26 protein-coding genes and 2 tRNA genes are annotated in these 26,596 nt (G+C 67.4%); 19 read left to right on the top strand and 9 right to left on the bottom strand.

Going from position 1 to position 26,596, the window contains the following annotated elements; all coding sequences use genetic code 11:
- The first annotated feature begins 51 nt into the window (after window positions 1-51).
- Window positions 52-675, top strand: a complete 624-nt coding sequence (locus tag ABY42_RS01385; RefSeq protein WP_004973651.1) for a methyltransferase domain-containing protein — start codon at window positions 52-54, stop codon at window positions 673-675.
- A gap of 49 nt (window positions 676-724) precedes the next feature.
- Here the strand turns inward: ABY42_RS01385 and ABY42_RS01380 are convergent, their stop codons facing one another.
- The gene (locus tag ABY42_RS01380) at window positions 725-1,207 is read right to left on the bottom strand and encodes a type IV pilin (protein ID WP_004973653.1); all 483 of its coding nucleotides are present in this window, start codon (window positions 1,205-1,207) and stop codon (window positions 725-727) included.
- Window positions 1,208-1,246: 39 nt separating this feature from the next.
- Complete coding sequence (locus tag ABY42_RS01375) at window positions 1,247-2,614, bottom strand: DUF7094 domain-containing protein (RefSeq protein ID WP_050458512.1); 1,368 nt, start codon at window positions 2,612-2,614, stop codon at window positions 1,247-1,249.
- Window positions 2,615-2,758: 144 nt separating this feature from the next.
- Here ABY42_RS01375 and ABY42_RS01370 point away from each other — a divergent pair, with 144 nt between their 5' ends.
- The 4 genes from ABY42_RS01370 to ABY42_RS01355 all read left to right on the top strand — a co-directional run bounded on the left by ABY42_RS01370 (window position 2,759) and on the right by ABY42_RS01355 (window position 6,858).
- A complete protein-coding gene (locus ABY42_RS01370) occupies window positions 2,759-3,949 on the top strand; it encodes a DUF7345 domain-containing protein (RefSeq protein WP_050458511.1) in 1,191 nt (396 codons plus the stop codon).
- 69 nt (window positions 3,950-4,018) lie between these two features.
- Window positions 4,019-4,816, top strand: coding sequence for an electron transfer flavoprotein subunit beta/FixA family protein (locus ABY42_RS01365; RefSeq protein WP_004973659.1), 798 nt, complete (start codon window positions 4,019-4,021; stop codon window positions 4,814-4,816).
- Window positions 4,813-5,766: an electron transfer flavoprotein subunit alpha/FixB family protein gene (locus ABY42_RS01360; protein ID WP_050458510.1), complete on the top strand. Its 954-nt coding sequence runs from the start codon at window positions 4,813-4,815 to the stop codon at window positions 5,764-5,766. Before ABY42_RS01365 ends, ABY42_RS01360 begins: the two co-directional genes overlap by 4 nt.
- Before the next feature lie 249 nt (window positions 5,767-6,015).
- A complete protein-coding gene (locus ABY42_RS01355) occupies window positions 6,016-6,858 on the top strand; it encodes a polyprenyl synthetase family protein (protein ID WP_050458509.1) in 843 nt (280 codons plus the stop codon).
- Between the two features lie 78 nt (window positions 6,859-6,936).
- On the opposite strand, the gene ABY42_RS01350 is transcribed toward ABY42_RS01355, so the two are convergent.
- Window positions 6,937-8,070 carry a DUF373 family protein gene (locus tag ABY42_RS01350; protein ID WP_004973664.1) on the bottom strand — a complete coding sequence of 378 codons (1,134 nt, stop codon included), beginning with the start codon at window positions 8,068-8,070 and terminating at the stop codon, window positions 6,937-6,939.
- Between the two features lie 129 nt (window positions 8,071-8,199).
- The gene (locus ABY42_RS01345; RefSeq protein ID WP_050458508.1) at window positions 8,200-10,095 is read right to left on the bottom strand and encodes a PAS domain S-box protein; all 1,896 of its coding nucleotides are present in this window, start codon (window positions 10,093-10,095) and stop codon (window positions 8,200-8,202) included.
- 107 nt (window positions 10,096-10,202) lie between these two features.
- Here ABY42_RS01345 and ABY42_RS01340 point away from each other — a divergent pair, with 107 nt between their 5' ends.
- Window positions 10,203-11,198, top strand: coding sequence for a radical SAM protein (locus ABY42_RS01340; RefSeq protein WP_049904989.1), 996 nt, complete (start codon window positions 10,203-10,205; stop codon window positions 11,196-11,198).
- 244 nt (window positions 11,199-11,442) lie between these two features.
- Here the strand turns inward: ABY42_RS01340 and ABY42_RS01335 are convergent, their stop codons facing one another.
- A complete protein-coding gene (locus ABY42_RS01335; RefSeq protein WP_050458507.1) occupies window positions 11,443-12,132 on the bottom strand; it encodes a hypothetical protein in 690 nt (229 codons plus the stop codon).
- 90 nt (window positions 12,133-12,222) lie between these two features.
- On the opposite strand from ABY42_RS01335, the gene ABY42_RS01330 reads away from it, so the two are divergent.
- The 3 genes from ABY42_RS01330 (at window position 12,223) to ABY42_RS01320 (ending at window position 14,172) form a co-directional block, all read left to right on the top strand.
- The gene (locus ABY42_RS01330) at window positions 12,223-12,711 is read left to right on the top strand and encodes a TRAM domain-containing protein (RefSeq protein ID WP_049913342.1); all 489 of its coding nucleotides are present in this window, start codon (window positions 12,223-12,225) and stop codon (window positions 12,709-12,711) included.
- Between the two features lie 76 nt (window positions 12,712-12,787).
- Window positions 12,788-13,282: a Tfx family DNA-binding protein gene (locus ABY42_RS01325; RefSeq protein ID WP_004973672.1), complete on the top strand. Its 495-nt coding sequence runs from the start codon at window positions 12,788-12,790 to the stop codon at window positions 13,280-13,282.
- Between the two features lie 104 nt (window positions 13,283-13,386).
- Entirely contained in the window at window positions 13,387-14,172 is a 786-nt protein-coding gene (locus tag ABY42_RS01320) for an SDR family oxidoreductase (protein ID WP_050458506.1), read from the top strand.
- 18 nt (window positions 14,173-14,190) lie between these two features.
- Here ABY42_RS01320 and ABY42_RS01315 read toward each other — a convergent pair whose 3' ends face one another.
- Entirely contained in the window at window positions 14,191-15,195 is a 1,005-nt protein-coding gene (locus ABY42_RS01315) for a mannose-1-phosphate guanylyltransferase (protein ID WP_050458505.1), read from the bottom strand.
- Window positions 15,196-15,285: 90 nt separating this feature from the next.
- The gene (locus ABY42_RS01310) at window positions 15,286-15,567 is read right to left on the bottom strand and encodes a DUF7091 family protein (RefSeq protein WP_004973677.1); all 282 of its coding nucleotides are present in this window, start codon (window positions 15,565-15,567) and stop codon (window positions 15,286-15,288) included.
- A gap of 171 nt (window positions 15,568-15,738) precedes the next feature.
- On the opposite strand from ABY42_RS01310, the gene ABY42_RS01305 reads away from it, so the two are divergent.
- The 3 genes from ABY42_RS01305 to ABY42_RS01295 all read left to right on the top strand — a co-directional run bounded on the left by ABY42_RS01305 (window position 15,739) and on the right by ABY42_RS01295 (window position 17,868).
- On the top strand, window positions 15,739-16,674 hold the full coding sequence (locus ABY42_RS01305; protein WP_004973680.1) for a replication factor A: 936 nt from the start codon (window positions 15,739-15,741) through the stop codon (window positions 16,672-16,674).
- The gene (locus ABY42_RS01300) at window positions 16,675-17,265 is read left to right on the top strand and encodes an RPA family protein (RefSeq protein WP_004973682.1); all 591 of its coding nucleotides are present in this window, start codon (window positions 16,675-16,677) and stop codon (window positions 17,263-17,265) included.
- 189 nt (window positions 17,266-17,454) lie between these two features.
- Entirely contained in the window at window positions 17,455-17,868 is a 414-nt protein-coding gene (locus ABY42_RS01295; protein ID WP_004044633.1) for a ribbon-helix-helix protein, CopG family, read from the top strand.
- 57 nt (window positions 17,869-17,925) lie between these two features.
- On the opposite strand, the gene ABY42_RS01290 is transcribed toward ABY42_RS01295, so the two are convergent.
- A complete protein-coding gene (locus ABY42_RS01290) occupies window positions 17,926-18,387 on the bottom strand; it encodes a DUF5814 domain-containing protein (protein WP_004973684.1) in 462 nt (153 codons plus the stop codon).
- Window positions 18,388-18,506: 119 nt separating this feature from the next.
- Between ABY42_RS01290 and ABY42_RS01285 the strand changes: the two genes are divergently transcribed.
- From ABY42_RS01285 to ABY42_RS01275, 3 genes are all read left to right on the top strand, one after another.
- A complete protein-coding gene (locus ABY42_RS01285; protein ID WP_050458504.1) occupies window positions 18,507-19,160 on the top strand; it encodes an NADPH-dependent F420 reductase in 654 nt (217 codons plus the stop codon).
- A gap of 107 nt (window positions 19,161-19,267) precedes the next feature.
- Window positions 19,268-19,340 (top strand) — tRNA-His (locus ABY42_RS01280).
- A 572-nt stretch (window positions 19,341-19,912) separates the two neighbouring features.
- Window positions 19,913-20,695, top strand: coding sequence for a competence/damage-inducible protein A (locus tag ABY42_RS01275; protein ID WP_004973690.1), 783 nt, complete (start codon window positions 19,913-19,915; stop codon window positions 20,693-20,695).
- 15 nt (window positions 20,696-20,710) lie between these two features.
- Here ABY42_RS01275 and ABY42_RS01270 read toward each other — a convergent pair whose 3' ends face one another.
- Window positions 20,711-21,883: a M50 family metallopeptidase gene (locus ABY42_RS01270; RefSeq protein ID WP_004973698.1), complete on the bottom strand. Its 1,173-nt coding sequence runs from the start codon at window positions 21,881-21,883 to the stop codon at window positions 20,711-20,713.
- Window positions 21,884-21,969: 86 nt separating this feature from the next.
- Here ABY42_RS01270 and ABY42_RS01265 point away from each other — a divergent pair, with 86 nt between their 5' ends.
- From ABY42_RS01265 to ABY42_RS01250, 4 genes are all read left to right on the top strand, one after another.
- A complete protein-coding gene (locus tag ABY42_RS01265; protein WP_050458503.1) occupies window positions 21,970-22,359 on the top strand; it encodes a cupin domain-containing protein in 390 nt (129 codons plus the stop codon).
- 118 nt (window positions 22,360-22,477) lie between these two features.
- Entirely contained in the window at window positions 22,478-24,532 is a 2,055-nt protein-coding gene (locus ABY42_RS01260; protein ID WP_004973700.1) for a DEAD/DEAH box helicase, read from the top strand.
- 75 nt (window positions 24,533-24,607) lie between these two features.
- Complete coding sequence (locus tag ABY42_RS01255; RefSeq protein WP_004973701.1) at window positions 24,608-26,464, top strand: SLC13 family permease; 1,857 nt, start codon at window positions 24,608-24,610, stop codon at window positions 26,462-26,464.
- A 49-nt stretch (window positions 26,465-26,513) separates the two neighbouring features.
- Window positions 26,514-26,586, top strand: a tRNA-Pro gene (locus tag ABY42_RS01250).
- Window positions 26,587-26,596 lie beyond the last annotated feature (10 nt).

Below are 26,596 nucleotides of genomic sequence, written 5' to 3'. Positions count from 1 at the left end.
CGGCGCGGCGAATCCGCACCGTTATCATCGGTGAGTCCTAATCCCGGCGCGATGGGAGTCCTCGAAAACAAAGCGCGGGCCCGCCTGTTCTACAAGTACCTCTCGAAGGTGTACGACCGGGTGAACCCGTTCATCTGGAACGAGGAGATGCGCGACGAGGCGCTGGAGATGCTCGACATCCAGCAGGGCGACCGCGTCCTCGACGTGGGCTGTGGCACCGGCTTCGGAACCGAGGGACTGCTCCGCTACACCGACGACGTCCACGGCCTCGACCAGAGCATCCACCAGATGCAGAAGGCGTGGGAGAAGTTCGGCAAGAACGACGAGGTCAGGTTCTATCGCGGGGACGCAGAGCGGCTCCCCTTCGCCGACGACTCCTTCGACGTCATCTGGTCGTCCGGCTCCATCGAGTACTGGCCGAACCCGGTCACCGCGCTCGAGGAGTTCCGACGCGTGGTGAAGCCGGGGAGCAAAGTCCTCGTCGTCGGTCCCGACGACCCGAAATCCGGCGTCTTCCAGAAGTTGGCGGACGCCATCATGCTGTTCTACGACGAGGAGGAGGCCGACCGAATGTTCGAGGCCGCCGGCTTCGTCGACATCGAACACCACATCCTCCAGCGCCAGCCCGGCAGTCCGCGGGCCATCGTGACCATCGCGCGCGCACCAGAGGAATAAATCGCGACCGCCGCGTTCGACTCGGACGCTCGTTTTCGTCACCCCTGACTCACGACGCGCTCGCTTCGAGCGCCGCGACCGGCGTCTCCCCGTCGAAGACGCGGACGGTTACCGTCGCGCCGAGTTCGATGTCCGGGTCGTTCGTCCCCGCGAGTTCGAGCGTCGCCGTCTCGCCCGCGGTCCACCGGGAGTCGGCCGCGGCGTTGAACGGACCGGTCGGTCCGGGACGGAACCCGCTGGCCGAGAAGAACGGCACGGGCGGTTGGTGGGCGAGTGGCTCTCCGTCCACGGAGATTCGAATCGCGAGTGACTCCACGTCGAGTGGCGCGCCCCCCTCGTGGGTCAGCGACAGCGTGTCGCCCGAGACCGCGAGCGACAGCGCCGTCGGCCGGGTCGGCGTCGGCGAGGAGTCGGCCGCGTCGAACGCCGCCGCGCCGACGGCGGCCGCGACGACGACCACGAGACCGATGAGGAGCACGCTCCCGAGGAGCACGGACGAGCCGCGAGTCGAGCGGCGGAACTGACGGGACATCGAGACGGGGTGGCCCCGTCATGGGATAAGAAGCTCCGGTCAGATGACCGCCGGCGGACCGGGCGGTGCGCCCTCCGAACCGACCGACGCGGAACTCGTCGACTCGGTCGGCGTCGAGGTCATCATCGCGGCGCTGTCGTTCGCCTCCGCGGTCGTGTTCATGACGAGGTCGGGCATCGGCGTCGGTGAAGTGGTGAGCACGACCGCCGAGTTGCCCTTAATCACCGTAATCGTGTAGGGGGACGACGGCGAGACGGTCCAGAGCGTCCCGTCGGTGCCGGTGTGGCCGAGAAGCGTGCTCTCTTGGCTGGCTTCGAGCCCGATGGTGACGTTCGCGTCTACCGGGTCGTCGCTCCCGCTTTCGTTCAGCTGGATTCGGAGCGGTCCGCCGGGGTAGGTCCGGTCGACAGTGAGCGCGAGGCCGTCTTTGACCTCGGTCGCGACGGCCCCGGTCGCAATCGAACCGAGGGGGCGGGTCTGCGATTCCTTGAACACCCGCCCGCTCCCGGCGTCGACGTAGGCGGTCAACTGACCGCGGTCGTAGTTGATTCGCACGCGGTGGCTGTCACCGGCGCTGATGACGTTGGTCCCGTTCTGCGCGGCGCGGCTCGAGTAGATGGTGGGGTAGCTCTCCGCGACGATGTCGAGCGCCTCCTCGTAGGAGACCGTGCTCTGGTCGCGGTTGCGGAGCCCGGCGCGGTAGGCCTCGCGGACGTACTCTCCGTCAGCTACGACGCCGAGGACGACGCCCGTCTCGCTCGTTCGGACGGAGAACCGCGCGGCATCGGACTCCCCGGTCATGACCAAGACGGCGTACTTTCGGACGGGACCCGTGAACGTGTCGAGTTCGCGTTCGAGCGCCGCGAGCCGGCCGGAGTTGATAGAGAAGTCCGGCGTCTCGGTGGCGAGTTCCCGGAGGGCGACGCGTCGCTCGTTGAGGCCGCGGGCCTCGGCGTCGATTCGCGCGAGTTCGACGAGGAGTTCGCGCGCGGTGAGCTCCCCCGCGTTGAACTGTTCGACTGCGGAGCGCTGTGCGCTTTGCAGCGCAATCGCGCGTTGCTCGATGCTGTTTATCTCGTCGAGAATGAGCTGTTGGCGGGTGCTGTCGTCGCCCGCGGACTCGATACGCTCGATCGACGCGCGCGACTGAACCTCGCCGCTGGCATCGAGGCCGGCGAAGCCGAGGGACGGGCCGAGGTCGACATGGGCGGGCTCGACGGTCGCTCGAACCAGTTGCGACGACGGGATATCGAGGACGTGAATCGTCTCGTTGGACGGGGACTGGACCTGCGCGGGGGCCGGCTCGTCGAGAGCCGTCGCTTGGGCCGAGCCGTCCGTGGGACCGACCGCGCCGAGAACCGGCGACGCCACCAAGAGCATGACGACGACGAGCGGGAGGGCCTTCATCGCCGTGAGGGTACACGGTGCCGGTACTAAAATGACCCTCTTGACGCCGTCGTCCCCACGAGCCACGGGAGTCGGCCTCGGCGGCGTATGACGCTGTTGAGTCGATGGAAAGCGTTTTCATCGCCGGATGAAACGGATTTACGTATGCGGAGCGCCGCCCTCATCGTTGCCCTCCTCACCATCGTCTCCGGCGTCGCAGTCCCGGTGGCGGCCACAGATATGACTGCGGTTGGCGCTCACGGCGTTGACGCGGCAGTCGACGATTCCGGAGTCGGCGATTTCGGTACCGACTCTCGCTCGCAAGCGCCCGCCGCCCTCGGCCGCGCACCGCTCGTCACCCAGCAGACGAGTCTCGAACGGTCGCCGCGGACGGAGATATCGATTCGAGTTCGCGACGACCGCTCGGCGGACTGGCGCATCGAGATGCGCTACGAGCTCGAGACGCGAAACGAGACCGCGGCGTTCGAAGAGTTCGCACAGGAGTACGAGCAGGGAACCACCGACGTCGGCCCCGACGCCGCCTTCTTTCAGCGCGTCAGCCAGACGGCCGCCGAGCAGACCGGTCGGTCGATGACCGTCCAGAACGCGACGACGACGGGGTACGTCGAAAACGGGACCGGCGTCCTCGTGTTGAGGTTCACGTGGACGAACTTCGCGGAACAGACCGACGAAGGGCTGCGCGTCGGTGACGCCTTCTCGGCCGGCGGCGGCGAGACGTGGGTCACCTCCCTGCAGTCGAACCAGAACCTCACGATTCAGACGCCCCCGGGCTACGCCGTCAGCGACACGGACATCCCGCTGGAGAACAACGCCGTCGTCGCCGAGGGACCGCGGACGTTCGAGTCGACCGAGCAACTAAGCGTGAGTTACGTTTCCACAGGGTCGGACGGAGCCATCCCGTGGACGCTCGTCGGTGGCGGTGCCATCGTCTTCTTGGTGCTCGTGGCGGGTGTCGTCCTGTTCACCCGGCGGCGACCGGGCGACGCGGACGCGGTCGAACCGTCGGCATCGACGCCCACGCGGCGTCAGGAGCCGACGCCGGAACCGTCCGACGAACTCGGCACCGACGGAGAGGTTGACGACGACGGCGAAGCAGGCGAAGCGCCCGACGATGTCGACCTCGACTTACTCTCGGACGAAGAGCGGGTCGAACTCCTCTTGGAACGGAGCGGCGGGCGGATGAAGCAGGCGAACATCGTCAAGGAGACCGGCTGGTCCGACGCCAAAGTCTCGCAGCTCCTGTCGGCGATGGCCGACGAGGGGCGCGTCGAGAAACTGCGCCTCGGCCGCGAGAACCTCATCTCGCTCCCCGACGAGGACGAAGACGAGGAGTAATCGGGCGACGGCGTCGCCGACGACCGCGGTGCGAAAACGTTTATTCTCCCCGGTCGGTAGTGAACGTTGATGAAAGTTCTCGTAACCGTCAAGGAGGTCGCCGAGGTCGAAGAGGACTTCGAGCTCGACGGGCTCCGCGTGGCGGACCAGTACCTCGACTACGACCTCAACGAGTGGGACGAGTACGCGGTCGAGGAAGCCGTCCAAATCGCCGAGGAGAGCGACGACGACGTGGAGGTCGTCGCCGTCACCATCGGCCCCGAGCGGTCCGAAGAGACCATCCGCATGGCGCTCGCCAAGGGCGTCGACCGCGCGGTCCGCGTGTGGGACGACGCGCTCGACGGCGTGGACCTGCTCGACGTGGGTGCGAAGACGCGCCTGCTCTCGGCGGTCGTCGAGGAGGAAGACCCCGACCTCGTCCTGACGGGCGTGCAGGCGAACGACGACAGCTTCGGCGCGACCGGCGTCTCGCTCGCCTCGGCCATCGACTTCGAGTGGGCCGCGGTCGTGAACGCGCTCGACCTCGACGCCGACGGCGGCGTGGCGAACGTCCGCCGCGAACTCGAAGGCGGCGTGGAGGAGCTCACCGAGGTCGACCTGCCCGCGGTCCTCACTATCCAGACGGGTATCAACGAGCCCCGCTACGCGAGCCTGCGCGGGATTCGGCAGGCCCAGTCGAAGGAGATCAAGCCGCTCGCGCTCTCCGACCTCGGCCTCGACGCCGCGGCCGTCGAGTCCGACCTCGTCCTGACCGACGTGTACGAGCCGGAGACCGAGTCCGACGCGACCTACTTCGAGGGTGACGCCGGGGAGCAGGCCGCCGACCTTGCGACCGTCCTCCGCGAGAAGGGGGTGGGCGCGCAATGAGCGACGTGCTCGCCGTCGTCGAGCACCGCCGCGGAAGCCTCCGCGACGTGTCGTTCGAACTCGTGACGGCCGGCGCCGACCTCGTCGGCGACACCGGCGGCGACCTCCACCTCGCGGTCATCGGCGGCGACGTGGACGCCTTCGCCGAGGCGCTCTCGCTCGCCGGCGTGGACGCGATTCACACCGTCGCCGAGGGCGACGAGTTCAACCACGACGTGTACGTGCAGGCCGTCGAGGCCCTCTCCGAGGAGCTCGACCCCACGTACGTCCTCATGGGCAACACGGTCAACGGCCTCGACTACGCCCCCGCGGTCGCGGAGCGCCTCGACCTCCCGCTCGTGACCGACGCCATCGGCCTCCAGAACGACGGCGGCCTCGTCGTCACCCGCGAGATGTACGCCTCGAAGGTCGAATCGACCGTCGAGGTCGACGCCGACCGCGCCGCGGTCACCGTCCGCCCCGGCGAGTGGGACGCCGCCGAGGAGCCGGGCGAGCCCGCGGTCGAGGCCTTCTCGTTCGACCTTGACGAGTCACGCGTGCGCTCGCGCGTGACCGGCTTCGAGGAAGTCGGCAGCGGCGACGTGGACATCACCGACGCCGACGTGCTCGTCTCCGTCGGCCGCGGCATCGAAGAAGAAGAGAACATCGAGCTCGTGCAGGAACTCGCCGACGCGCTCGGCGCGACGCTCTCGTCGTCGCGGCCCATCGTCGACAACGGCTGGCTCCCGAAGGACCGGCAGGTCGGCCAGTCCGGGAAGGTCGTCACGCCGAAGTTCTACATCGCAATCGGCATCTCCGGCGCCGTCCAGCACGTCGCCGGGATGAAGGGTGCCGAGAACATCGTCGCCATCAACACCGACCCCGACGCGCCCATCTTCGACATCGCCGACTACGGCATCGTCGGCGACCTCTTCGAAGTCGTTCCGGAGCTTATCGAGCAGTTCGAGTAAACGTTCAATCTTTTTGGTCCAGATTTTTGCGGACGCGAACCTGTGAGCGTCCGGAAAAAGGTGGTCGCATGTGGTTCCGGAACTCATCGAGCAGTTCGAGTAAACGTTCAATCTTTTTGGTCCAGATTTTTGCGGACGCGAACCTGTGAGCGACGTCTCCGGGGCACGTGTTCTCTGAGCGCCGCACCCCAGTCGCGCGGTTTCTCCAAATCCGGTACGTACTTCCCTACCCAACCCTACGAACCGACAATGGAATACCTGGAGCGCCGGGTCACGATGGTAAACGACCGCCTCGAGGAGGTCGTCTCGGCGGTCGAGCCGTCGGAACTCGCCGACCAACTCGACCACGTCGCTCTCGCGGGGGGCAAGCGCGTCCGCCCCGCCGTGACCATCCTCGCCTGCGAGGCCGTCGGTGGCACCCCCGAGGACGCCGTCGACTTCGCGGTCGGCGTCGAACTCGTCCACAACGCCTCGCTCGTCGTCGACGACATCATCGACCGGTCCGACATCCGCCGCGGCACGCCCAGCGCGTGGGCCGAGTACGGCTACGGCCCGGCAATCATCGCCTCCGACGGCCTGCTCGGCGAGGCGTTCGCCCTCCTCTCGTCGTCAGACCGCGCCACCCGCATCGTCGCCGAATCGATGGTCGAACTCGGCGAGGGCGAGGCGACCGAACTCGTCGCGGTCCCGTCCAACGAAGACGAGTACATGCAGCTCGCCCACCGCAAGACGGGCGCGCTGTTCCGCGCCGCCGCCGAACTCGGCGCCGTCGCCGCCGGCGGCGACGCCCACGTCGTCGAGGCGTTCGGCGACTACGCGGCCCGCGTCGGCGTCGCCTTCCAGATTCGCGACGACGTGCTGGACGCCACGGCCGACGCCGAGGAACTCGGCAAGCCGACGGGACAGGACGCCGAGATGGGCCGGCCGTCGCTCGTACAGGTGACGGACCTGACCCCCGAGGAAGCGAACCGCCGGGCCCGACAGCAGGCCGACGAAGCGCTTTCGGCCCTCGACTCCTCGGGCGTCGAAGACTCGGAGCCGCTGGAGTACCTCCGCGACCTCGCGGAGTTCGTCATCGTCCGCGAGAGCTGACGGGGCGGCTTCGAGTTCGGCACCGACGACGCTGAAAACCGACAGAAAACGCCGAGCGGAGCGACCGTCCGCGACTGATTACGCGGGTTGCTCGCCGTCGCCGTCCGAGCCGGTCGGGTAGCGCGACTCCGCCACCGCGAACGTGAGCGTGCTCAGCACGCCGAGGAGCGTGCCGACCGTGAGCGCGACGGCGAGGCCGGGGAGGTAGAACTTCTGGACGCCGACGACGCCCTCGGGGAGGAAGAAGCCGGAGAGCGCGTACAGCACGATGGCGATGGCGAACACGTAGAACGGCGCGTTGAGGTAGCGCCACTTGAACCGGTCGTGGAGGTACTCGTCTGTCACCTGCCCGAGGCTGCTCGTGATACCGGCGGCGGCGAACCACTCGACCGCGCCGTGGACGAGCGTCGCGAGGATGAGTCCCGGTGCGGGGTCGCCGCCGACGCTGTCGGAGACGGTTTCGAGGAGTTCGACCCCGCGGACGCCGCCGACGACGAGGAGCGCCGCGGCGGCGACGTAGGTGATGATCGTGACGCGACCGGCGTAGAGGACGTTGCGCGCACGGTTGGCCGCCTCGTCGACGGCGGATTCGAGGCCGAGCCCGCGGAACAGCGTGTACAGGCCGAGGAGCGCCGAGATGAGACCGAGGACGACCGCGCCGGGCACGTCGAAGAAGCTGGCGATGGTGACGAAGGGGTAGATGAGAAGCAGGATGCCGAGCGGGACGAGGATGGTCCCGCGGGTCTCGGGGTCGGCGAGCACCTGCTTCATCGTGTAGTACATCGATTCGAGGTTCTGGGCCTGTCTGACGACGACCCGACGGACCCCGTCGATGGGGACGCGAGAGCGGATGACCGGCAGGACCGACTCGTCCTGTGCGCCGTCGGTGATGACGATGGCGTGGACTGGCTCGCCGGTCGAGAGGCTCGCGAGGACGGTGTCAATCTCGTCGCCGATGGCGCGGTTCGCTTTCACGTCGCTTCCTTCCAACCCGGTGACCGCCGCGACCTCGACCTCCTCGTCTTCCGATTCGAGGAGTTCGTCGTGGACCTGAATGCCCTGAAAGAGGACGTTCACGTCGGAGTCCTCCGGGTCCGCGGTGGCCAGCGCCACCGCGGCGTCCTCGACGCGCTGTCGGCCGACGACGGGCGTCGAGAGACCCGTCTTGCGGCCGAGGTCGTCGTCGAGGTCGACACAGAGGACCAAGAGCATCGTTGACTCCTATGCCACGGGGATATATCTGCTTTCGGGGGCGCGGTCGCGGTGGCGCGGTCCGTCGGTCTCGCGGAGCGAGCGGGCGGTCGCCGGGGCGCGGTCGTCGTCCCCTTCGGTTCGCCCCGGTCAGTCGGTCGCGCCGGCCTCGCCGACGGGGTCGAAAAGCACCTCGAAGCGCGCCCCGGACCCGCCGTCGACGACCCGAATTACCCAGCCGTGGGAGTCGACAATCTGCCGGACGATGCCGAGTCCGAGGCCGTTTCCGTCGCCGTCTTTGGTGGAAAATCCCGAGTCGAAGACGTGGTCGCGAATCGACGCCGGGATGCCGGGGCCGTTGTCCTCGACGAAGAAGCCGCGGTGCGATGGGAGGGCACCGACGCGAATCACGAGCTCCGAGTCGTCGCTCGCGGTGGACGCGTCGTCACGGTCGCTTCGGCCGTGCTGGAGCGCGTTCCGAAACAGGTTCTCGAAGAGCCGCGTCGCCCGACTCTCGTCGGCTTCGACCACCGGGAGTTCGCCGACCTCGCAGCGCACGTGGCCGGCGTTGGGCGAGCACATCTCCCACGCGGTTGCCGCGGCGTCCGCCAGCGAGACTTCCTCCGCGTCGAGGACGGAACGCCCGTCGCGGGCGAGAGAGAGCACGTCTTCGACCACGTCGGTGATGCGCCGGTGGGCGCGTTCGACGTGGTCGAGGTGGCTGCCGTCGTCGAGTTCGCGGGCGAGTTCGAGTCGGCCCTGAGCGACCGCCAGCGGCCCGCGAATGTCGTGCGAGAGGACCCGGGCGAAGGCGTCGAGTCGGGCGTTCTGCTGGGCGAGTTCGCGTTCGTGACTGATGCGCTCGGTGAGGTCCGACATCACGCCGAGGATGTTCGTCACGTCGCCGTTCTCGTCGAGGAGTGGGACCGCGCGGGCGTTCGCCCAGCGGATGGTCTCGCTCCCCTCGGGGATGAACCGGAACTCGTACTCGTACTCGTACTGCTTGTCGACGCCGCCGTCTCGGATGTCGGCGAACATCTCGTCGATGGCTCGCCTCAGTTGGTCGCGGTCGTCGACGTGGACGAGTTCGAGGAACGAACGCGGGTCCTCGTAGAGGAGCGACACGTCTCGCCCCCAGACGCTCTCGAACTGGTCGTTGATGTAGACGATGTCCAGTTCGGTCGGCTCCGAGATGAACACCATGTCCGGGAGCGACGAGATTATCTGCCTGGTGAGGCGCTCGGAGCGCCTGAGGAGCCGTTCGGACTCCAGTCGGGCCGTGACGTCCATCGCGGTCCCGACGACGACGGACTCGCCGTCGACCGCCGTCCGCTGACCGGTGATTTCCAGCGTCGTCTGCTCGCCGGTTCGGTCGCTGACGCGGACGGTGTACGACATCGATTCGACGCTTCCGTGTTCCCGGCTCTTCAGGCTCTCGTCGACGATGGCGCGGTCCTGCTCGACGATGAAGTCGGTGATTGGGCGGCCGACCACGTCGTCGGTGTCGTAGCCAAGCAGGTTCGAGAGGTACTCGTTGACGAACTCGATTCGACCGTCGCGTATCACGTACAGGCCGACGAGCGACTGGTCGGCGATGACCCGGACCCACGCGTGCAGTTCGTCGAGTTCGGTCGACTGACGGGCCGCGGCGACCGCCTTCGAGATGCGGTAGGCGAGCACCGCGAGTTGAGCCTCTGTCGGCGGTTTCTCGACCACGTCGGCGACACCGGCGTCGAACGCCTCCCGTACGACGTCCACAGAGTCGAGCCTCGTGAACAGAATCACCGGCGGCGGGTTGGGTAACTCTCGGAGACGGAGCAGCGCGTCGAAGCCCGTGGAACCGTCGAACTCGAACTCGGTGACGATACAGTCGAACGGCGACTCGGCGTGCGCCTCGAGCGCCGCGACCGGGTCGTCGACCGCCGAGACCTCGAGACGGTCGCACGCCTCGAGCGCCGGAACCGTGTCTGCGACGGTTTCGGGGTCGTCGTCGACGAGAAGGACCCGGACCGGACCTTCAGCGTGGACGACGGGACCGAGAGACATGACATACTGTCAGTCATATACAACAATAACCGTACCGGCGGGCGGAACGGTTCCCGGGCAAAGTCGGACGCCTTTTGACGATGCGCCAAGTACGGTTCCGTAATCGAATGATCTCGAAGGGATGCGAACAGTGCGCCATGGGCGGCAAGATGGTGCTGTTCGTCTACGGGTACTGCGACCAGCGCGATTGTTTCTACTGCCCGCTCGGCGAGAATCGCAAGAACGTCACCGACGTGTACGCCAACGAACGGAAAGTCGAGTCCGACGCGGACGTCATCGAAGAGGCGAAACGCATGGACGCGCTCGGCTCGTCCATCACCGGCGGCGAGCCACAGGAGGCGCTCGACAAGACCTGCCGCTACATCTCGCTTCTCAAAGACGAGTTCGGCGAGGACCACCACATCCACCTCTATACGGGTATCACGGGCGGTCGCGAGAACATGCGCCGCCTCGCCGAGGCCGGCCTCGACGAGATTCGCTTCCACCCGCCGCTCGAACTCTGGGGCGACATGCACGGCACCGAGTGGGAGGACATCCTCTACATCGCCCGCGAGGAGGGCCTCACCCCGGCGTTCGAGATTCCGGGCATCCGCGCGGAACGGGAGTTCCTCGACTTCCTCGACGAGGGGGCCGCCGAGTTCTGCAACATCAACGAGTTCGAGATGTCCGACGGTAACTACCGCCGGATGCAGGAGAAGGGCTACGAACTGCAGGACGGTCACATGTCGGCGGTCGACGGCTCGAAGGAGGCCATCCTCGACGAGATGGGCGACCACGAGCGCGTCTACTTCTGTACCTCCGTGTTCAAGGACGCCGCCCAGCACCGAAACCGCCTGAAGCGCATGGCCCGCAACCTCCGCCGGCCGTTCGACGAAGTGACGGACGACGGCACGCTCGTCTACGGCAAGACCTACACGCCCGCCGAGCGCTTCATCGAACTCGGCGTCCCCGACGAGTTCTACAGCATCAAGTCGAACCACGTCGAGGTCGCGTGGTGGCTCCTCGAAGAGATGATAGAAGACGGCGACGTGGACGACGGCGAAATCGTCGAGCAGTACCCGACCTACGACGGCACGGTCGTCGAGCGGACGCCACTGGCCTGACTTCGGACGTTTTTGGTCCAGATTTTTGCGGAGTGAGCGCCAGCGAACTCCGGAAAAAGGTGGGACCGGCACGGTCGTCGAGCGGACGCCACTGGCCTGACTTCGGGCGTTTTTGGTCCAGACTTTTGCGGAGTGAGCGCCAGCGAACTCCGGAAAAAGGTGGGACCGGCACGGTCTCGAGCGGACGCCACTGGCCTGACTTCGGGCGTTTTCGGTCCAGATTTTTGCGGAGTGAGTGCGAGCGTCACGACCGGAAGCGGTGGTGCCGCCGCGCCCGGGTTCTCGTGAGCGCGACGAACAGACTCGGCGTGAGCGCGAGCGCCGCGGCCGCGGCCGTCGTCGGACCGAGCGGAAGCCGCATCGCGACGCCGGCACCCGCGACCGAGACGCCGACGAGCGCGCCCGCGGCGATACCGACGCGCTGTTGACGGTGCGTCGGGCGGAACCCGCGGGCGTCGGCGTAGAGCGCCCCCGAAAGCCCGAGGACGAACCCGAGGAGCGCGCTCACCGTTCCGAGGCGGGGTGCGAGCGCGAGGAACGCCGCGCCGACGACCGCACAACAGACGAGCGACTGGACCGGAGACAGGGGGTTCACGTCCGCGCCGAACCGGACCGCGTAGGCGACGGGCGGAAGCGTGACCACCACCGCGGCGAACACGCCATCGAGCGGTTCGACCGTCGCGCGTTCGAGGACGGCGGTCGTCGCGGTCAACAGCCCGATGGCCGCGCCGAGGCCGAGGACGACCCGCGGAGGGAGCGCCTCGGAGGGGTCGTCAGACCGGAGGACGCCGAAGGCGGCGAAGGGGTAACAGACGACAGCACCGAAGAGGAGCGGGCGAAACAGCGTCCCCGAGAGGACCGCCGCGGAGACGGTCGCGGACAGGCCGAGGAAGACGCCGATGAGGAGTGCGAACTCGGGGACGCGTTCTGCCATACCGCGGGGTTCGGGCGAGCGACAGAAAGCGTTTCGGCGGGCGGCGGGCTACCCGCAAGCGTTTAGAGTGCCCCTAGTGTACCTCCCCGCATGTCCGACTGTCCACTCGCGGACGACTGCCCGAGCTTCTCAGAACGAATCGCGGGCATGGGGTGCCAGTACTACGGCGACCGCGGCGGCGCGGAGTGGTGCGACCACTACGAGCGCCCCATCTACGAGCTCAAACAGCAGCCCGTCAAGCCGGGCGAGGAGGTCATCGTCACCGTCGAAGACATCCACGAGAGCGGTGCGGGAGTCGGTCGGACCGAAGACGGTTTCATCGTCTTCGTCGACGGACTGCTGCCGGATGCGCGCGCCATCGTCCGCATCGACCGGGTGAAGGGGAGCCACGCCCGCGCGAAGAAAATCGTCGAGCGCCTGCCGCTGGACCCCGAAGCCGAAGACAGCGAGGCGGGCGAGACGGGCGAGACGGGCGAGGCGACCGGAGCCGACACCGAATCCAAATCCAAATCGAGCGGTCGCGACGGCCCGAAGCGCCCCGAGGCGCTCGGGAGCCGAGACAACTTCTGGGGCGAATAACGCCGACTCGTCGGCGGCGTCCCGTGGACAGTCAGCCTGCTGTATCTTTTTTCACCCCCGAGACCTACCCCGTGGTATGAGCGACGCCGGACGCGACGACGAGACGGTTCCCGACGTAGACGAACTCCTCGATAGAGCCGGGTTCGACCCGGAGACGAGCGTCCTCACCCGGAGGCAGGCAGAGGTGCTCGCGCTGCGCGAGCGGGACGTCCGCCAGTCGACCATCGCCGACTTCCTCGGCACCTCGCGGGCGAACGTCTCCAGCATCGAAGCCAGCGCCCGCGCCAACGTCGAGAAGGCCCGCGAGACGGTGACGTTCGTCGACGCGCTCACCGCGCCGGTCCGCGTCGAGGTCCCCGCCGGAAGCGACCTCTACGACGTGCCCAAGCAGGTGTACGACGCCTGCGACGAGGCGGGCGTGAAAGTGAACCAGACCGCGCCGGACCTGATGAAAATCGTCTCCGACGCGGCCGGCGACGCCGTGGAGGGGCGAGAAATCAAAGAACAGCTCTTCGTCGGCGTCACGAGCGACGGGCGCGTCCGTGTCCGCCGGCACGCCGACGGGGTCTGACCGCGCGCCCGCGCTGGAATCGCTCTCACCGCCGGCGTCCTCGGTTCACCCCACGTCGTGCCGCGAGGCCCACGCTTTTGCTCGCGGCGCTCGTCGGCCCGCGCATGGAACTCGGACTCGACGGCGACACGGTCGTCGTCACGGCGAGTTCGGCCGGCCTCGGGCGCGCGAGCGCCGCGGCGCTGGCCGACGAAGGAGCGAACGTCGTCGTCTGCGGGCGCGACCCCGAGCGCCTCGCGGCGACCGAATCGGACCTGAGCGACCTCGACGGCGACGTGCTCGGCGTCGAGACCGACATCACGAGCAAAGGAGACGTCGAAGCGCTGGTCGAGGCGGCCGTCGAGGAGTTCGGCGGCGTCGACCACGTCGTCACCTCGGCCGGGGGCGTGCCGCCGGGCGGGTTCGCCGACCTGACCGAACAGGAGTGGTACGGCGCGTTCGACATGCTCGTCATGAGCGCCGTCTGGACCGTCCGGGCGGCGCGGCCGCACCTCGAAGCGAGCGACGCGGGCACGATTACCTGCATCACCTCCACCTCTGTCAGGGAGGTCATCGACGACCTCATCCTCTCGAACGCGGTCCGCCGCGGCGTCATCGGCCTCGTGAAGTCGCTCTCGCGCGAACTCGCGCCGGGCGTGCGGGTGAACGCGGTGCTGCCGGGCGCACACGAGACGAGTCGCATCGAGGAACTGGTCGAGGCGGCCGTCGAGCGCGGCGACCACGAGACCTACGAGGAGGGCCTCGACTCGTGGTCCGACGGGATTCCGCTGGGTCGCGTCGGCGACCCGCGCGAACTCGGCGACGTGGTCGCGTTCCTCGCCAGCGACCGCGCGAGCTTCGTCACTGGGGCCTGTGTCCCGGTCGACGGCGGACGACTGCGGAGCGCCTGACGCGGCGCTCGACCCGTCTCAGAACGCGTCGCGGTCGCGGAGGATAGCGACCGCGTCGCGCACTTTCTGCGCGTCTTCTTTCGGCACGACGAGCACGCGGTCGCCCCACGCGACGACCGCGAGGTCGGAGACGCCGACGAGCGAGACGTTCGCGCCGTCGGTGGCGACGACGTTGTCCGCGGCGTCGACGAACACCGGGTCGTCGCCGAGCGCGACGTTGCCGTCCTCGTCGGCGTCGACGATGCGTTCGAGGGCGTCCCACGAACCGAGGTCGTCCCACTCGAAGTGGACCGGCACGACCGCCGCGTCCGCGGCGCGCTCCATCACCGCGTAGTCGATGCTGACGCCCTCGACCGCCTCGAAGCCGGCGTCGGTGTCGCCGTCGTCGAGGGCGTCGAGGAGGGGCGCGAGCGGCGAGTCGCGGACGGCCGAAAACAGCGCCTCGGGCGTCCACGCGAACATCCCGGCGTTCCAGAGGTAGCCCTCGTCGACGTAGCGGGCGGCCGTCTCGGCGTCCGGTTTCTCGTGGAACGCGGCGAGGTCGCGGTAGCCGCCGCGGTCCGCGCCGGGTTCGATGTAGCCGTAGCCGGTGTCCGGACGGGTCGGGTCGACGCCGAAGGCGACGAGCGCGCCGGTGTCGGCGGTGACGCGCGCGCCGCGGGTCATCGCCTCGGCGAAGCCGTCGCCGACGTGGTGGTCGCTCGGGAGGACGACGACAACCGGGTCGTCGTACAACTCGGCGATTCGGTGGGTCGCGTAGACGAGCGCCGGGCCGGTGTCCTTGGCCGCGGGTTCGACCACGACCTCGGCGTCGGGCGCGTGGTCGGCGATGTCGTCCGCGAACGCGGGCCGCGTCGAGACGACGACGTGGTCGGCGAAGTCGGCGCGGGCGACGGTCTCGGCGAGGAGGGAGCGGTCGCCGCCGAGCGGGAGGAACTGTTTGGGCCGGTCGCTCCGGCTCGCGGGGTACAGGCGGGTGCCGGTGCCGCCGGCGAGGACGAGCGCGACGAGTGGTCGGTCCATGTCGGAGGGTGGCGCTACAGCCTCAAAACCGTACCACGTCTCCAACCGCGTCGCTACCGATGTCGCCGACCATGTCACTACTCATCTCGCCTACCACGTCTCGACCATCCCCTCGCGGATGTCCTCGACACAGCCCTGACAGTCGGGGTGGTCGGGGTCGAAGCAGGCGGGACGGCCCTTCGCGTCGACGGCGACGGCGCGGCGCTCGGCGTGGCGGCGGCAGACGATTTTCGCGCGACCCTCGGCGTCCCGCGGGAGGGAGTGCGTCGGAGACGAGTCCCGACCGTCTCGATAGGCGCGTTTGGCCTCCTCGTAGCGCTTGCCGGCGGTGCGGGCGGCGCTGCGGATGATGCTTTCGAGGCGGTCGTCCATGGTGTCGAGTGCGTGCCCCGAGGCTATCAATTCCTCGCTCGGTGCGGCGGTTCTGGCGCGCTCTCGGCCGCGACGTTCACTTTCACTGCGCCGTTTGCAACTTTTTATATGAGTACGCATCCAAGGTCAGTATGCCTCCCAATGGAAACCAAGGTGGAGGCGAGGTAGACCATGACTGATTTGCGAACCCATGCGGCTGAGATAGCCGACCAGTTCTCGGACCACCTAGACGTGTCCGCGGACGAAGTCGAAGAACGATTAGAGAGTCTCGTCACCGAGTACCGCGTCCCCGTCGACGAAGCGCGGCGGAGCGTCGTCAACAGTTACCTCGACGAGGCCGGTATCGAGCGCGACGAGCTCGCCGGCGGCTCCGGCGGAAACGAACAGACCCTGCTCAACGACATCGACGAAGACGAGCAGTGGGTCGACGTGCGCGCGAAGGTCGTCGAACTCTGGGAACCCCGGAGCGAGTCCATCGCGCAGGTCGGCCTGCTCGGCGACGACTCCGGGCGGATGAAGTTCGTCTCGTTCACCACGTCCGAACTCCCCGAACTCGAAGAGGGGAAGTCGTACGCGCTCGGCAACGTCGTCACCGACGAGTACCAGGGCAACTTCTCCGTGAAGCTCAACCGGACGACGAGCATCACCGAACTCGACGAGGAGATCGAAGTCGGCGACGACTCGACCAGCGTCGAGGGCGCGCTCGTGGACATCCAGTCCGGGAGCGGCCTCATCAAGCGCTGTCCCGAGGAGGGCTGCACGCGCGTCCTCCAGAACGGGCGCTGTTCGGAACACGGCAGCGTCGAAGGCGAGTTCGACCTCCGCATCAAGGCCGTCGTCGACGACGGCGACGAGGTCCACGAAGTCATCTTCAACCGCGAGATGACGGAGGAGCTGACCGGTATCGAACTGGACGAGGCGAAGCAGATGGCCATGGACGCCCTCGACACCACCATCGTCGAAGAGGAGATGCGCGGTGACCTCGTGGGGTTCTACTACCGCGTCACCGGCCCGACGCTGGGCCGGTACGTGCTCGCCAACGAAGTCGAGCGGCTGAGCGAGCCGGCGGACGCAGAAGAACTGCTCATCAAAGCGAGGTCGATGTAAATGAGTTCCAACGAAATCCCCACCCGAGAGGTCGCCCGGCGCGTCTTCGCACAGGAGTTCAACGACGCCGGTTACACGTTCAAGGAGTCCGACGACGAGCGCGCGCCCGTCTACCTGCTGCTCCCGACGGGAGAGAGCGCGAACCGCGTCTTCCTCGTCGGCACGCTGACCGAGAAGGAAGACGTCGGCGAGGACAACGAGTACTGGCGGGGTCGCATCGTCGACCCGACGGGGACGTTCTTCGTCTACGCCGGCCAGTACCAGCCCGAGGCCGCCAGCGCGCTGCGCGACCTCGACGCGCCCGCCTACGTCGCGGTCGTCGGCAAGCCGCGGACGTACGAGACCGACGACGGCAGCATCAACGTCTCCGTCCGCCCCGAGTCCATCACCGAGGTCGACGCGGCCACGCGCGACCGCTGGGTGACGGAGACCGCCGACAAGACGCTCGACCGCATCGCGGCGTTCGACGACGAGGGCAACGAGTACGCGCGGATGGCCCGCGAGCACTACGACCTCGACCCCGAGGAGTACAAGCGCGCCGCCATCGCCGCGCTCGAAAGCCTCGAACAGGCCGACGAACTGAGCGCGTAAGCGAGCGTTTCGCCCGCGCGGCCCGGCGCGTCAACGAGACGCGCACCGGTCGCCGACCACCGAACGTATCAAACGCCGACTGACGGCCGATTTCCACCGTCACACGCCCCTTTTTGCGACGAATCACGACGCCCGAGACCCCTCGTCTGACGAACCATTAAGTGGCCTCACCACGGACCGACGAATATCATGGGCAACAAGAACAAGACCATCTCGTTTCGCGTCAACGAAGACGCGTTCGAGACCCTTCGGGAGATAGCCGAGGAGCGGGACATCTCCCTGTCCGCCGTCTTCCGCGACTACGTGGACACGTTAGTTGCCCACGACGGTCAGGTGCAGGTCGTCCCCAAACACGAACTCGAGAAACTGCGCGAGGGCGAAGACGAGTCGTTCCCCCCGACCGTCGAGGTTCCCAAGAGCTTCATCCGCGAGCACGAGCGCCTCGAACTGGAGGCCGAACACCTCCGCGAGCAGCTCGAAGAGCACAAGGGCTACGTGAACTACCTGCGCGAGCAGGTCGAAAACGACCACGACGACGTCGAAGAGGTCATCCAACTGGAGGACCTCGACACGGGCGACGAGCCGTCGTTCCGCCTCGGCTAAGCCGACCGACCGCCGGCGCTCTCTACGCCGTTATCGATTCGCGGTAGCGGGTCCGATTCAGCGAGGACCGACGAGGTCCTGCTTCGCCCGTCGCGCGTCGTCCTGCATCTCTCTGTCTCCTTCCACGTCCGCGAGCGCCTCGACCGATTCGAGCGTCCGGACCGCGTCGTCGAGGAACGAAAGCACGTCGCCGGGGTAGGCGTACACCATGTAGTCGTCGCTCATCACGTCCACGATTGCGTCGGGGCCGAGCCCCTGCGCGCGGAGTTCGAGCAGGTACTCGATGAACTGGCGTTCGGGATAGCCGGTGTAGATGTCGTCCGAATTTTCGCAGTCGAGGAAGTCCTGCGCGAAGTCGAGCAGGCGGTCGCGGGTGGCGTCGTCCACCTTGGTGAGCCCCTCGCCGGAGTAGAGGATTTCGAGGGTCGCACCGCTGAAGACGCGCTTGGGGATGTTCGTATCCAGTTGCGAGACGATTTGGCGGTGATTTTTGAGGTAGATCTTGTCCGTGATAGCCACTGCTACCCGCAGCTTCGGGCCTCCGCGGCAAAAGCGTCCCGCTCCCGTGCGAAGCCCCAGCCGCGTTCGGCCGTCTCGGGCCGCGAACGTACTTGCTCGCGGCGCGCCACTAGGGACGAATGGAGACGAGACGCATCGGAATCATCGGGAGCGGCGACGTGGCGAAAGCCCTCGGGCGGGGATTCGCCCGCCACGGCTGGGACGTGAAGGTCGGGACTCGGAGCCCGGACAAACTGCGCGCGTGGACCGACGAAACCGCCGGAACCGACGACGACATGGACGTCGGCAGCTTCGCCGAGGCCGCGACCCACGGCGACGTGGTGGTGCTCGCGGTCCGCGGCGACGTCGCGAAAGAGGCGCTCGACCTCGCCGGAGTGACGAACTTCGCGGGGAAACTCGTCCTCGACGCCACGAACCCGCTCGACTTCACCGGCGGCGAACCCCGGCTCCTGTTCGGCGGTACGGACTCCCTCGGCGAGCGAGTGCAGGCGATGCTCCCCGACGCATCGGTCGTGAAATGCTTCAACACGGTCTCACACCACCAGATGGTCGACCCGGAGTTCGAGGCGGAGACGCCGCCGATGTTCGTCTGCGGCGACGACGCCGACGCCAAGGCTCGGGCCGAGGAGATACTCACCGAACTCGGCTGGCCCGGCGTCGAGGACGCCGGCGGCATCGAGTCCGCCCGATATCTGGAGGCGCTCGTCCCCCTGTGGGTTCGCGTGGGCGAAAACAGAGACACGTGGTCGCACGCGTTCGGCGTCGTGCAGTAGTCGGCGGGGTCGCGGGGGCGGTGGCCCGACCTCTGTCACGTACTGTCATTCCGGGACCGTAGCGTAACGTATTTTAGTCGTAGCGGATTAGGAAGGATTGCAGCGTGTCCGGGTTGGGGTAGTGGACTATCCTTCAGCCTTGTGGAGGCTGAGACGCGGGTTCAATTCTCGCACCTGGACCTCTTCTCTACATTTCGACGGGTGAGCACCGCGTCGCGTGTGCGAGCCCGTCTCGAAATTTACGGTGAGGTATGGCTGCGAGAATTGAACCGGGGAGCGACTGAAAGGAGCGACCGGGGTTCACGCGAGTGGAAACGAGCGTGAGTACGTGAGGTGGAACCTCACGACGTTCAATTCTCGCACCTGGACCGCTTCTCTACATTTCGACCGGTGAGCGCCGCGTCGCGTGTACGAGTCCGCAGAACCACCCACCAGACCCAAGTGTGTCATGAACAAACATACCACGCGGGATGAGAACCCAACTCCGCGCGGACAACTCGGTGTTCGACCGCATCCGCGACGCGATACTCAACCGCGGCGACCCGGAGGACAACGAAGCGCCCGTCGGCCCAACGGTACCGACGGGCTGACCGGTCGGTTCCGCAGGTCGCCGCCGGTCCACCTCGCTTTTCCGCGCTCGAACTACCGAGCGCGAGCCGCACCGAACCGTCGATAGCGCGGCCGTCGCCGACAACCCGAAGGGAACGCCAGAAACGAGCACGTCTTTCTATCGGGCGTCCTACGACCCGGCCATGCAGGTCGCCATCCTCACCGTCGGCAACGAACTGCTCGCGGGGGACATCGAGAACACGAACGCGACGTGGTTGGCCCGGCGACTCACCGAGGGCGGGGCGACGGTGGCGCGGATTCAGACGGTCCCCGACGACCACGGAGTCATCGCCGAGACGGTCGCCGACTGGGCGGCCGCCTTCGACGCGGTCCTCGTCACCGGCGGCCTCGGCGGGACGCCGGACGACATCACGATGGAGGCCGTCGCGGCCGGTCTCGACCGGGCGTTCGTCGTCAACGACGAGGCCGAAACGCAGGTCGAAGCGACCATCGCGGCGATTCTCGAACGCCGGCCGGACATCGACTTCGACCTCGAACCGGAGTGGTACGCGTCGATGCCCGCCGACGCCGAGGTGCTCCCGAACGAGGAGGGCCTCGCACCCGGCTGTCGGGCGGGAAACGTCTACGTCCTGCCGGGCATCCCCTCGGAGATGAAGCCGATGTTCGAGGGCATCGCCGAGCGGTTCGCGGGCGACGTGGAGTCGCGAGAGTGCTACGCCGACGCACCGGAGGGTGCCGTCGCCCGCGAACTCGGGATGGTCGCCGAGCGATTCGGTGTGGGGGTCGGGAGCTACCCGAACAGCGGCGGGCCGACCCGAATCAAACTCACCGGCGGCGACTCGGCGGTGCTCGACGAGGCGGTGGCGTGGTTCCGGGCGAACGCGACGGTCGACCTCTACGACAGCGAGGCGGCTGTGGCGGCGGCGCGCGAGGAGAGAACGGGGAGCGACGCTCCCGAGAACTGAGAGCCGGTCGGCGAATCAGCGGAGTTGGGCGAGTCCAGCATCGGACCGGGGCATGGCGTCGAGCGACCCGCGGCTGCGGATGATGTTGAAGGCGGTGACGAGGTCCGACCGGGAGACGAGGCCGACGAGGTCACCCGTCTCGTCGACGACCGGGAGACGACCCACGCCGCGTTCCTGCATGAGCGCGATGGCGTCCATCGCGTCGGCGTCGGGGGAGATGGTCGCCAGTTCGTCGCTCATGATGTCGTCGACGCGGAAGGCGTCGCGTTCGACCTCCTTGACGCCGCGGGCGTCGTCGAGGGTGACCATGCCGACGAGGTTGCCGTTTCTGAGGACCGGGTAGCCCGTGTGGCGCTCGACGAACATGCGTTCGAGGAGTTCTGCGACTGAGGTCCGCTCGTCGACCACGTCGAGGTTCTCGCGGCCGGTCATGATGTCGCGGACGACCACGTCCTGGAACGTCGCCTTGAGGACGGTCTGTTGGGCCTCGCCGGACGCCCCCATGTAGATGAAGAAGGCGAGCGCGACGAGAAACAGGTTGAAAAAGAGGCCGAACAGGCCGAGCAGGAACGCGAACACCTTGCCGACCTCGGCGGCCATCTGCGTCGCTTTCGCGTGCGGGCGATTGCGCGCGAGAAGCGCCCGGAGGACGCGGCCGCCGTCCATCGGGAAGCCGGGGAGCATGTTGAACACGGCGAGCGAGACGTTCACCAGCGCGAGGTAGCCGAGGACGAACTGCGCGGGAGCCTGTGACTCGGGGAGCAAGACGAAGCCGGCGTAGGAGACGACGCCGATGGCGACCGAGACGAGCGGGCCGGCGACGGCGATGGTGAACTCCTGTTTCCAGTCCTCGGGAATCTCCTTGAACCGGGCGACGCCGCCGAAGAGCCAGAGCGTGATGGACTCGATTTCGTAGCCGTAGCGCATGGCGACGAGCGAGTGGCCGAACTCGTGCAGCAGGACGCCGGCGAACAGCCCGATGGCGGCCGCGCTTCCGAGTATCCACTGCATCGACCCCGCGGAGATGGCCGCGCCGTCGATGTTCGCGCCGAAGAGGTCGTTGACCACGAGCGCGAGATTCGTCACGTCCGAGCCGATGAGCCACGCGAAAAGCGGGAGAACGATGAGGAACGTGAGGTCCAACTTTATCGGGATGCCGAAGGCGCTACCGATGCGGATTCCTCGCATACCCGTAGTAACCCCGGAGGGGCCTTAAGCAGTCAGGGCGAAGAGACGGGGAAATGCTTACGCGGGCGGGCAATCGACGGGGAGATATGAGCGATTCCCGACCGGAGCCAGTGGTCAAGCGGAGCGCGGACATCGAGTACGAGCGGGTCGGCGCGGCCGACGGGATGTCGAAGGGCGTCCTCGTCTCCGAGGCCGACGGCGCGCCGAACTTCGCCATCCGGCGGTTCGTCCTCGACCCCGGCGCGACGGTGCCGAAACACACCAACGAGGTCGAACACGAGCAGTACGTCCTCTCGGGGCGGTACGTCGTCGGCATCGGCGACGAGGAGTACGAGGTCGAAGCCGGCGACTCGCTTTTGATTCCCGCCGGCGTCGTCCACTGGTACCGAAACGAGTCCGACGGGGAGGGGTCGTTCCTCTGTGCGGTCCCCAACGGCGACGACGCCATCGAGCTCGCCGACGACGCCGACGCCTGAGCGTGGCCGGGGACGCGGCGGCCGCGGCGGCCAGCGTACGAAGCCGCATGCGGGTCGCTATCGAGCCTGAGCGTTCGCAGGCGAATCGCTGAAATACCACGTCGCCGTAGCAGGCACCGTGTCTAAACAGGTCACCCGCGTCGACACGCTCTTTCTCCACCAGACGGGAGACGACTACCTCGTCGTCGCCCGCCGGGACGGAAAGCGGGTGCTCCGCGGCAAGCTCGAACTCAAAGAGACGAACGCGGGGCCTCGACCCCTGCGCTTTCTGGTGACTCGGAAGGGAGACGACTCGCCGCGCGACCCGAGTCAGTTCGTCGAGCTCGCCCGGTCGGCCGCCCGCATCCGCATCTCACAACAGACGCCGAAGGACGGCCGCGACGAGCTGAAAGAGATGCTCGACGGCTACCAGTTGGAGGCGCTGACGGTGCGGACCTGCCGCCGCTGCGCCGTCAACGGCCGGTACTCGCCCATCACCGACGACACGGCCATCAAGGCCGAACACGAGCACATCTGTCGCGACTGCGCCGTCCAAGAACTGGAGGGCGAACTCTCCTTCGCGGGCGGGCTCACGCAGGCCGCCCAAGAGCGCCTGGAGGAACTGCTCTACGAGACGGGCGACCTGACCCGCATCACGAACTTACTGCAGGGCGAGTTGGACCCCGACCTGACGAAGTTCGACACCATCAGCGCGACGACGGAGGACGTGGAGCTGGTCGAGACGAGCACGCTCGACCTCCACCCGAACCTGAAGTCGATGCTGACCGAGCGCTTCGACACCCTGCTTCCCGTCCAGAGCCTCGCCATCGACAACGGGCTGCTCGACGGCGACGACCAGCTCGTCGTGAGCGCGACGGCGACCGGGAAGACGCTCGTCGGCGAGCTCGCCGGCATCAACCGGATGCTGAACGACGACGGGAAGATGCTGTTTCTCGTCCCGCTGGTCGCGCTCGCGAACCAGAAGCACGAGGACTTCAAGGAGCGCTACGGCCACCTCGGCAAGGTGACCATCCGCGTCGGCGCGAGCCGAATCAACGACGACGGCAACCGATTCGACCCGAACGCCGACGTCATCGTCGGCACCTACGAGGGCATCGACCACGCGCTCCGGACGGGCAAGGACCTCGGCGACATCGGCACGGTCGTCATCGACGAGGTCCACACCCTGAAAGAAGAAGAGCGCGGCCACCGCCTCGACGGGATGATAGCTCGCCTGAAACACTACTGCGAGGCCCGCGCGAAGCGCCGCGAGAGCTACGGCGGCGCGCAGTGGATTTACCTCTCTGCGACCGTCGGCAACCCGAAGTGGCTCGCACAGAACCTCCGGGCGAACCTCGTCGAGTACGAGGACCGCCCCGTCCCCATCGAGCGCCACGTCACCTTCGCCGACGGGCAGGAGAAGCCGCGAATCGAAAACCGCCTCGTTCGGCAGGCGTTCGACTCGAAGTCCTCGAAGGGCTACCGCGGCCAGACCATCATCTTCACCAACTCGCGGCGACGGTGTCACGAAATCGCCCGGAAGATGGACTACAACGCCGCGGCGTACCACGCCGGCCTCGACTACGGCCAGCGAAAGCGGGTGGAGCGACAGTTCGCCAATCAGGACCTCGCGGCCGTCGTGACGACCGCCGCGCTCGCCGCCGGGGTCGACTTCCCGGCGTCGCAGGTCATCTTCGACACGCTGGCGATGGGCATCGAGTGGCTCTCCGTCCAGGAGTTCAGCCAGATGCTCGGCCGCGCCGGCCGCCCCGACTACCACGACAAGGGCGTCGTCTACCTGCTCGTCGAACCCGACGCGAGCTATCACAACACGATGGAGATGACCGAAGACGAAGTCGCGTTCAAGCTCCTCAAAGGCGAGATGGAGGAGGTCCGGACGGTGTACGACCAGTCCTCGGCGGTCGAAGAGACGCTGGCGAACATCGTCGTCGCCGGCAAGAAGGCGAAGGCGCTCAACAGCCGGATGCTCGGCGAGGTGCCGACGACCCACGCGGTGGGAAAGCTCCTTGAGTGGGGCTTCATCGACGGCCTCGACCCGACGCCGCTCGGACTCGCCGTGACGCGGCAGTTCCTCTCGCCGAGGGAGGCGTTCGCCATCCTCGACGGTATCCGGAAGGGGTCGTCGCCGTACGAAATCGTCGCCGACCTCGAACTCGACGAGGAAGGCCGGTAGCGTCCGGACGCCCTCAGCGGGGGCGGATATTCCGAATCCCGCACGCTTTTTGGCCGCCGACGCGTCGGTGACCGCGTGGTAGCGATAACGCCGGACATCCTCGTCGTCTTCGCCGTCATCCTCGTCGCGCTGGCGTTTTTCGCGACCGAACCCGTGCCGGTCGACGTGACGGCAATCGGCGTGATGGTGTCGTTGATGCTGATTCAACCCGCCTCGGAGGCGCTCGCCTCGGCGGGGATGCTCGGCGCGCCCATCGTTCTCTTCGAGTCCTACCCCGGCGACGCCCTCTCGGGGTTCGCCAACACGGCGACGCTGACCGTCCTCGCGATGTTCATCCTCAGCGAGGGCGTCCAGCGGACCGGCATCATCCAGCTCCTGGGCGCGAAGATATCGACGTTCACCGGCGACAGCGAACTCCGACAACTCGGTGCTACCGTCGGCGTCGTCGGCCCCATCTCCGGGTTCATCAACAACACCGCCGCGGTCGCCATCCTGTTGCCGATGGTGACCGACCTCGCAGAGCGCGGGCGGACCTCGCCCTCGAAGCTCCTCTTACCGCTGTCGTACGCGTCGATGTTCGGCGGCATGCTGACGCTCATCGGGACCTCGACCAACATCCTCGCCAGCGACGTCTACTCGCGCATCACGGGCGAAGCGCCCTTCACGATGTTCGAGTTCACCGCGCTCGGCGCGGTGGTCATGGTCGTCGGCGTCATCTACCTCATGACAATCGGCCGGCGGCTCACGCCGGCGCGAATCGAGCCCCGACGCGACCTGACAGAGGAGTTCGAGATGGCGGAGTACCTGACCGAGGTCGTCGTCCGCGAGGACTCCCCGCTCGTCGGCCAGCAGGTCCAGCGGGCGCTCGTCGAGACCGAGTTCGACGTGGACCTCCTCCAACTCATCCGCGGCGAGAGCGTCTTCCTCGAACCGCTCGGCCCGAAGGAGATTCAACCGGGCGACGTGTTCACCCTCCGGACCGACCGCAACACGCTCGTCGAACTGCTCGACGTGGAGGGACTCGACCTCGTGCCGGCGACCGTCACCGAAGACGAGCTCGAACTCGCCGACCGCGGCCAGAACCTCGTCGAGGTCGTCGTCGCACCGGGGTCGGCGCTGGTCGGCGAGTCGCTCGCCTCGGCGAGTTTCAGACAGCGGTACGACGCGACCGTACTCGCGCTCCGCCGCGGCGGCGAACTCATCCGCCGGCGGATGGACAACCTCCCGCTCCGCGTCGGCGACACGCTGCTCGTGCAGGCGACCGTCGAAAGCATCGAGCGCCTCGACAACAACCGCAACTTCATCGTCGCCCAGGAGATCGAGCGCCACGACTACCGCGAATCGAAGATTCCGGTCGCCGTCGGCATCGTCGCCGGCGTCGTCGCGCTCGCGGCGCTCGACTTTCTCCCCATCGTCGTCGCCGCGCTCCTCGGCGCGCTCGCCATGGTCGCCACGAAGTGTCTCCGGCCGACCGAGTTGTACGACGCCGTTCAGTGGGACGTCATCTTCCTCCTCGCGGGCGTCATCCCGCTCGGCATCGCGATGGAGAACTCCGGGGCCGCCGAACTCCTCGCCGAACTGGTCGTGATGACCGGCGACTACCTCCCCCTTATCGCGGTCCTCGGAGTGTTCTACTTCGTGACGGCGCTCCTGACGAACGTCATCTCGAACAACGCGAGCGTCGTGCTCATGATTCCGGTCGCCATCGAGGCCGCGACGACCCTCGGAGCCGACCCGTTCTCGTTCGTCCTCGCGGTCATGTTCGCGGCGTCGACGGCCTTCATGACTCCCGTCGGCTACCAGACGAACCTGTTCGTCTACGGCCCCGGCGGCTACAAGTTCACGGACTACATCCGCGTCGGCGGCCCGCTACAGTTGCTTCTCGGGGTCGTGACGACGCTCGGCGTCGCGTACTTCTTCCCCCTGACCTGACGGGGCGGAACGAAACCCTTTACTCCGCGACGGGGAGAGTCGTATGTGCGGGACCGTGGGTTAGCCTGGTATACTTCGGGCCTTGGGTGCCCGTGACCCCGGTTCAAATCCGGGCGGTCCCACTCTTTGTGC

It is taken from the genome of Haloferax gibbonsii, assembly GCF_001190965.1.
In the GTDB taxonomy this organism is placed as follows: Archaea; Halobacteriota; Halobacteria; order Halobacteriales; family Haloferacaceae; genus Haloferax; species Haloferax gibbonsii.
This window is presented reverse-complemented; position numbering and strand designations above follow the sequence as displayed.

What these genes read in the sequence shown, in the direction of transcription:
- ABY42_RS01385 (WP_004973651.1), top strand. Translation starts at nt 52, where the DNA reads ATGGGAGTCCTCGAAAACAAAGCGCGGGCCCGCCTGTTCTACAAGTAC.
- ABY42_RS01380 (WP_004973653.1), bottom strand. Translation starts at nt 1,207, where the DNA reads ATGTCCCGTCAGTTCCGCCGCTCGACTCGCGGCTCGTCCGTGCTCCTC.
- ABY42_RS01375 (WP_050458512.1), bottom strand. Translation starts at nt 2,614, where the DNA reads ATGAAGGCCCTCCCGCTCGTCGTCGTCATGCTCTTGGTGGCGTCGCCG.
- ABY42_RS01370 (WP_050458511.1), top strand. Translation starts at nt 2,759, where the DNA reads ATGCGGAGCGCCGCCCTCATCGTTGCCCTCCTCACCATCGTCTCCGGC.
- ABY42_RS01365 (WP_004973659.1), top strand. Translation starts at nt 4,019, where the DNA reads ATGAAAGTTCTCGTAACCGTCAAGGAGGTCGCCGAGGTCGAAGAGGAC.
- ABY42_RS01360 (WP_050458510.1), top strand. Translation starts at nt 4,813, where the DNA reads ATGAGCGACGTGCTCGCCGTCGTCGAGCACCGCCGCGGAAGCCTCCGC.
- ABY42_RS01355 (WP_050458509.1), top strand. Translation starts at nt 6,016, where the DNA reads ATGGAATACCTGGAGCGCCGGGTCACGATGGTAAACGACCGCCTCGAG.
- ABY42_RS01350 (WP_004973664.1), bottom strand. Translation starts at nt 8,070, where the DNA reads ATGCTCTTGGTCCTCTGTGTCGACCTCGACGACGACCTCGGCCGCAAG.
- ABY42_RS01345 (WP_050458508.1), bottom strand. Translation starts at nt 10,095, where the DNA reads ATGTCTCTCGGTCCCGTCGTCCACGCTGAAGGTCCGGTCCGGGTCCTT.
- ABY42_RS01340 (WP_049904989.1), top strand. Translation starts at nt 10,203, where the DNA reads ATGATCTCGAAGGGATGCGAACAGTGCGCCATGGGCGGCAAGATGGTG.
- ABY42_RS01335 (WP_050458507.1), bottom strand. Translation starts at nt 12,132, where the DNA reads ATGGCAGAACGCGTCCCCGAGTTCGCACTCCTCATCGGCGTCTTCCTC.
- ABY42_RS01330 (WP_049913342.1), top strand. Translation starts at nt 12,223, where the DNA reads ATGTCCGACTGTCCACTCGCGGACGACTGCCCGAGCTTCTCAGAACGA.
- ABY42_RS01325 (WP_004973672.1), top strand. Translation starts at nt 12,788, where the DNA reads ATGAGCGACGCCGGACGCGACGACGAGACGGTTCCCGACGTAGACGAA.
- ABY42_RS01320 (WP_050458506.1), top strand. Translation starts at nt 13,387, where the DNA reads ATGGAACTCGGACTCGACGGCGACACGGTCGTCGTCACGGCGAGTTCG.
- ABY42_RS01315 (WP_050458505.1), bottom strand. Translation starts at nt 15,195, where the DNA reads ATGGACCGACCACTCGTCGCGCTCGTCCTCGCCGGCGGCACCGGCACC.
- ABY42_RS01310 (WP_004973677.1), bottom strand. Translation starts at nt 15,567, where the DNA reads ATGGACGACCGCCTCGAAAGCATCATCCGCAGCGCCGCCCGCACCGCC.
- ABY42_RS01305 (WP_004973680.1), top strand. Translation starts at nt 15,739, where the DNA reads ATGACTGATTTGCGAACCCATGCGGCTGAGATAGCCGACCAGTTCTCG.
- ABY42_RS01300 (WP_004973682.1), top strand. Translation starts at nt 16,675, where the DNA reads ATGAGTTCCAACGAAATCCCCACCCGAGAGGTCGCCCGGCGCGTCTTC.
- ABY42_RS01295 (WP_004044633.1), top strand. Translation starts at nt 17,455, where the DNA reads ATGGGCAACAAGAACAAGACCATCTCGTTTCGCGTCAACGAAGACGCG.
- ABY42_RS01285 (WP_050458504.1), top strand. Translation starts at nt 18,507, where the DNA reads ATGGAGACGAGACGCATCGGAATCATCGGGAGCGGCGACGTGGCGAAA.
- ABY42_RS01275 (WP_004973690.1), top strand. Translation starts at nt 19,913, where the DNA reads ATGCAGGTCGCCATCCTCACCGTCGGCAACGAACTGCTCGCGGGGGAC.
- ABY42_RS01270 (WP_004973698.1), bottom strand. Translation starts at nt 21,883, where the DNA reads ATGCGAGGAATCCGCATCGGTAGCGCCTTCGGCATCCCGATAAAGTTG.
- ABY42_RS01265 (WP_050458503.1), top strand. Translation starts at nt 21,970, where the DNA reads ATGAGCGATTCCCGACCGGAGCCAGTGGTCAAGCGGAGCGCGGACATC.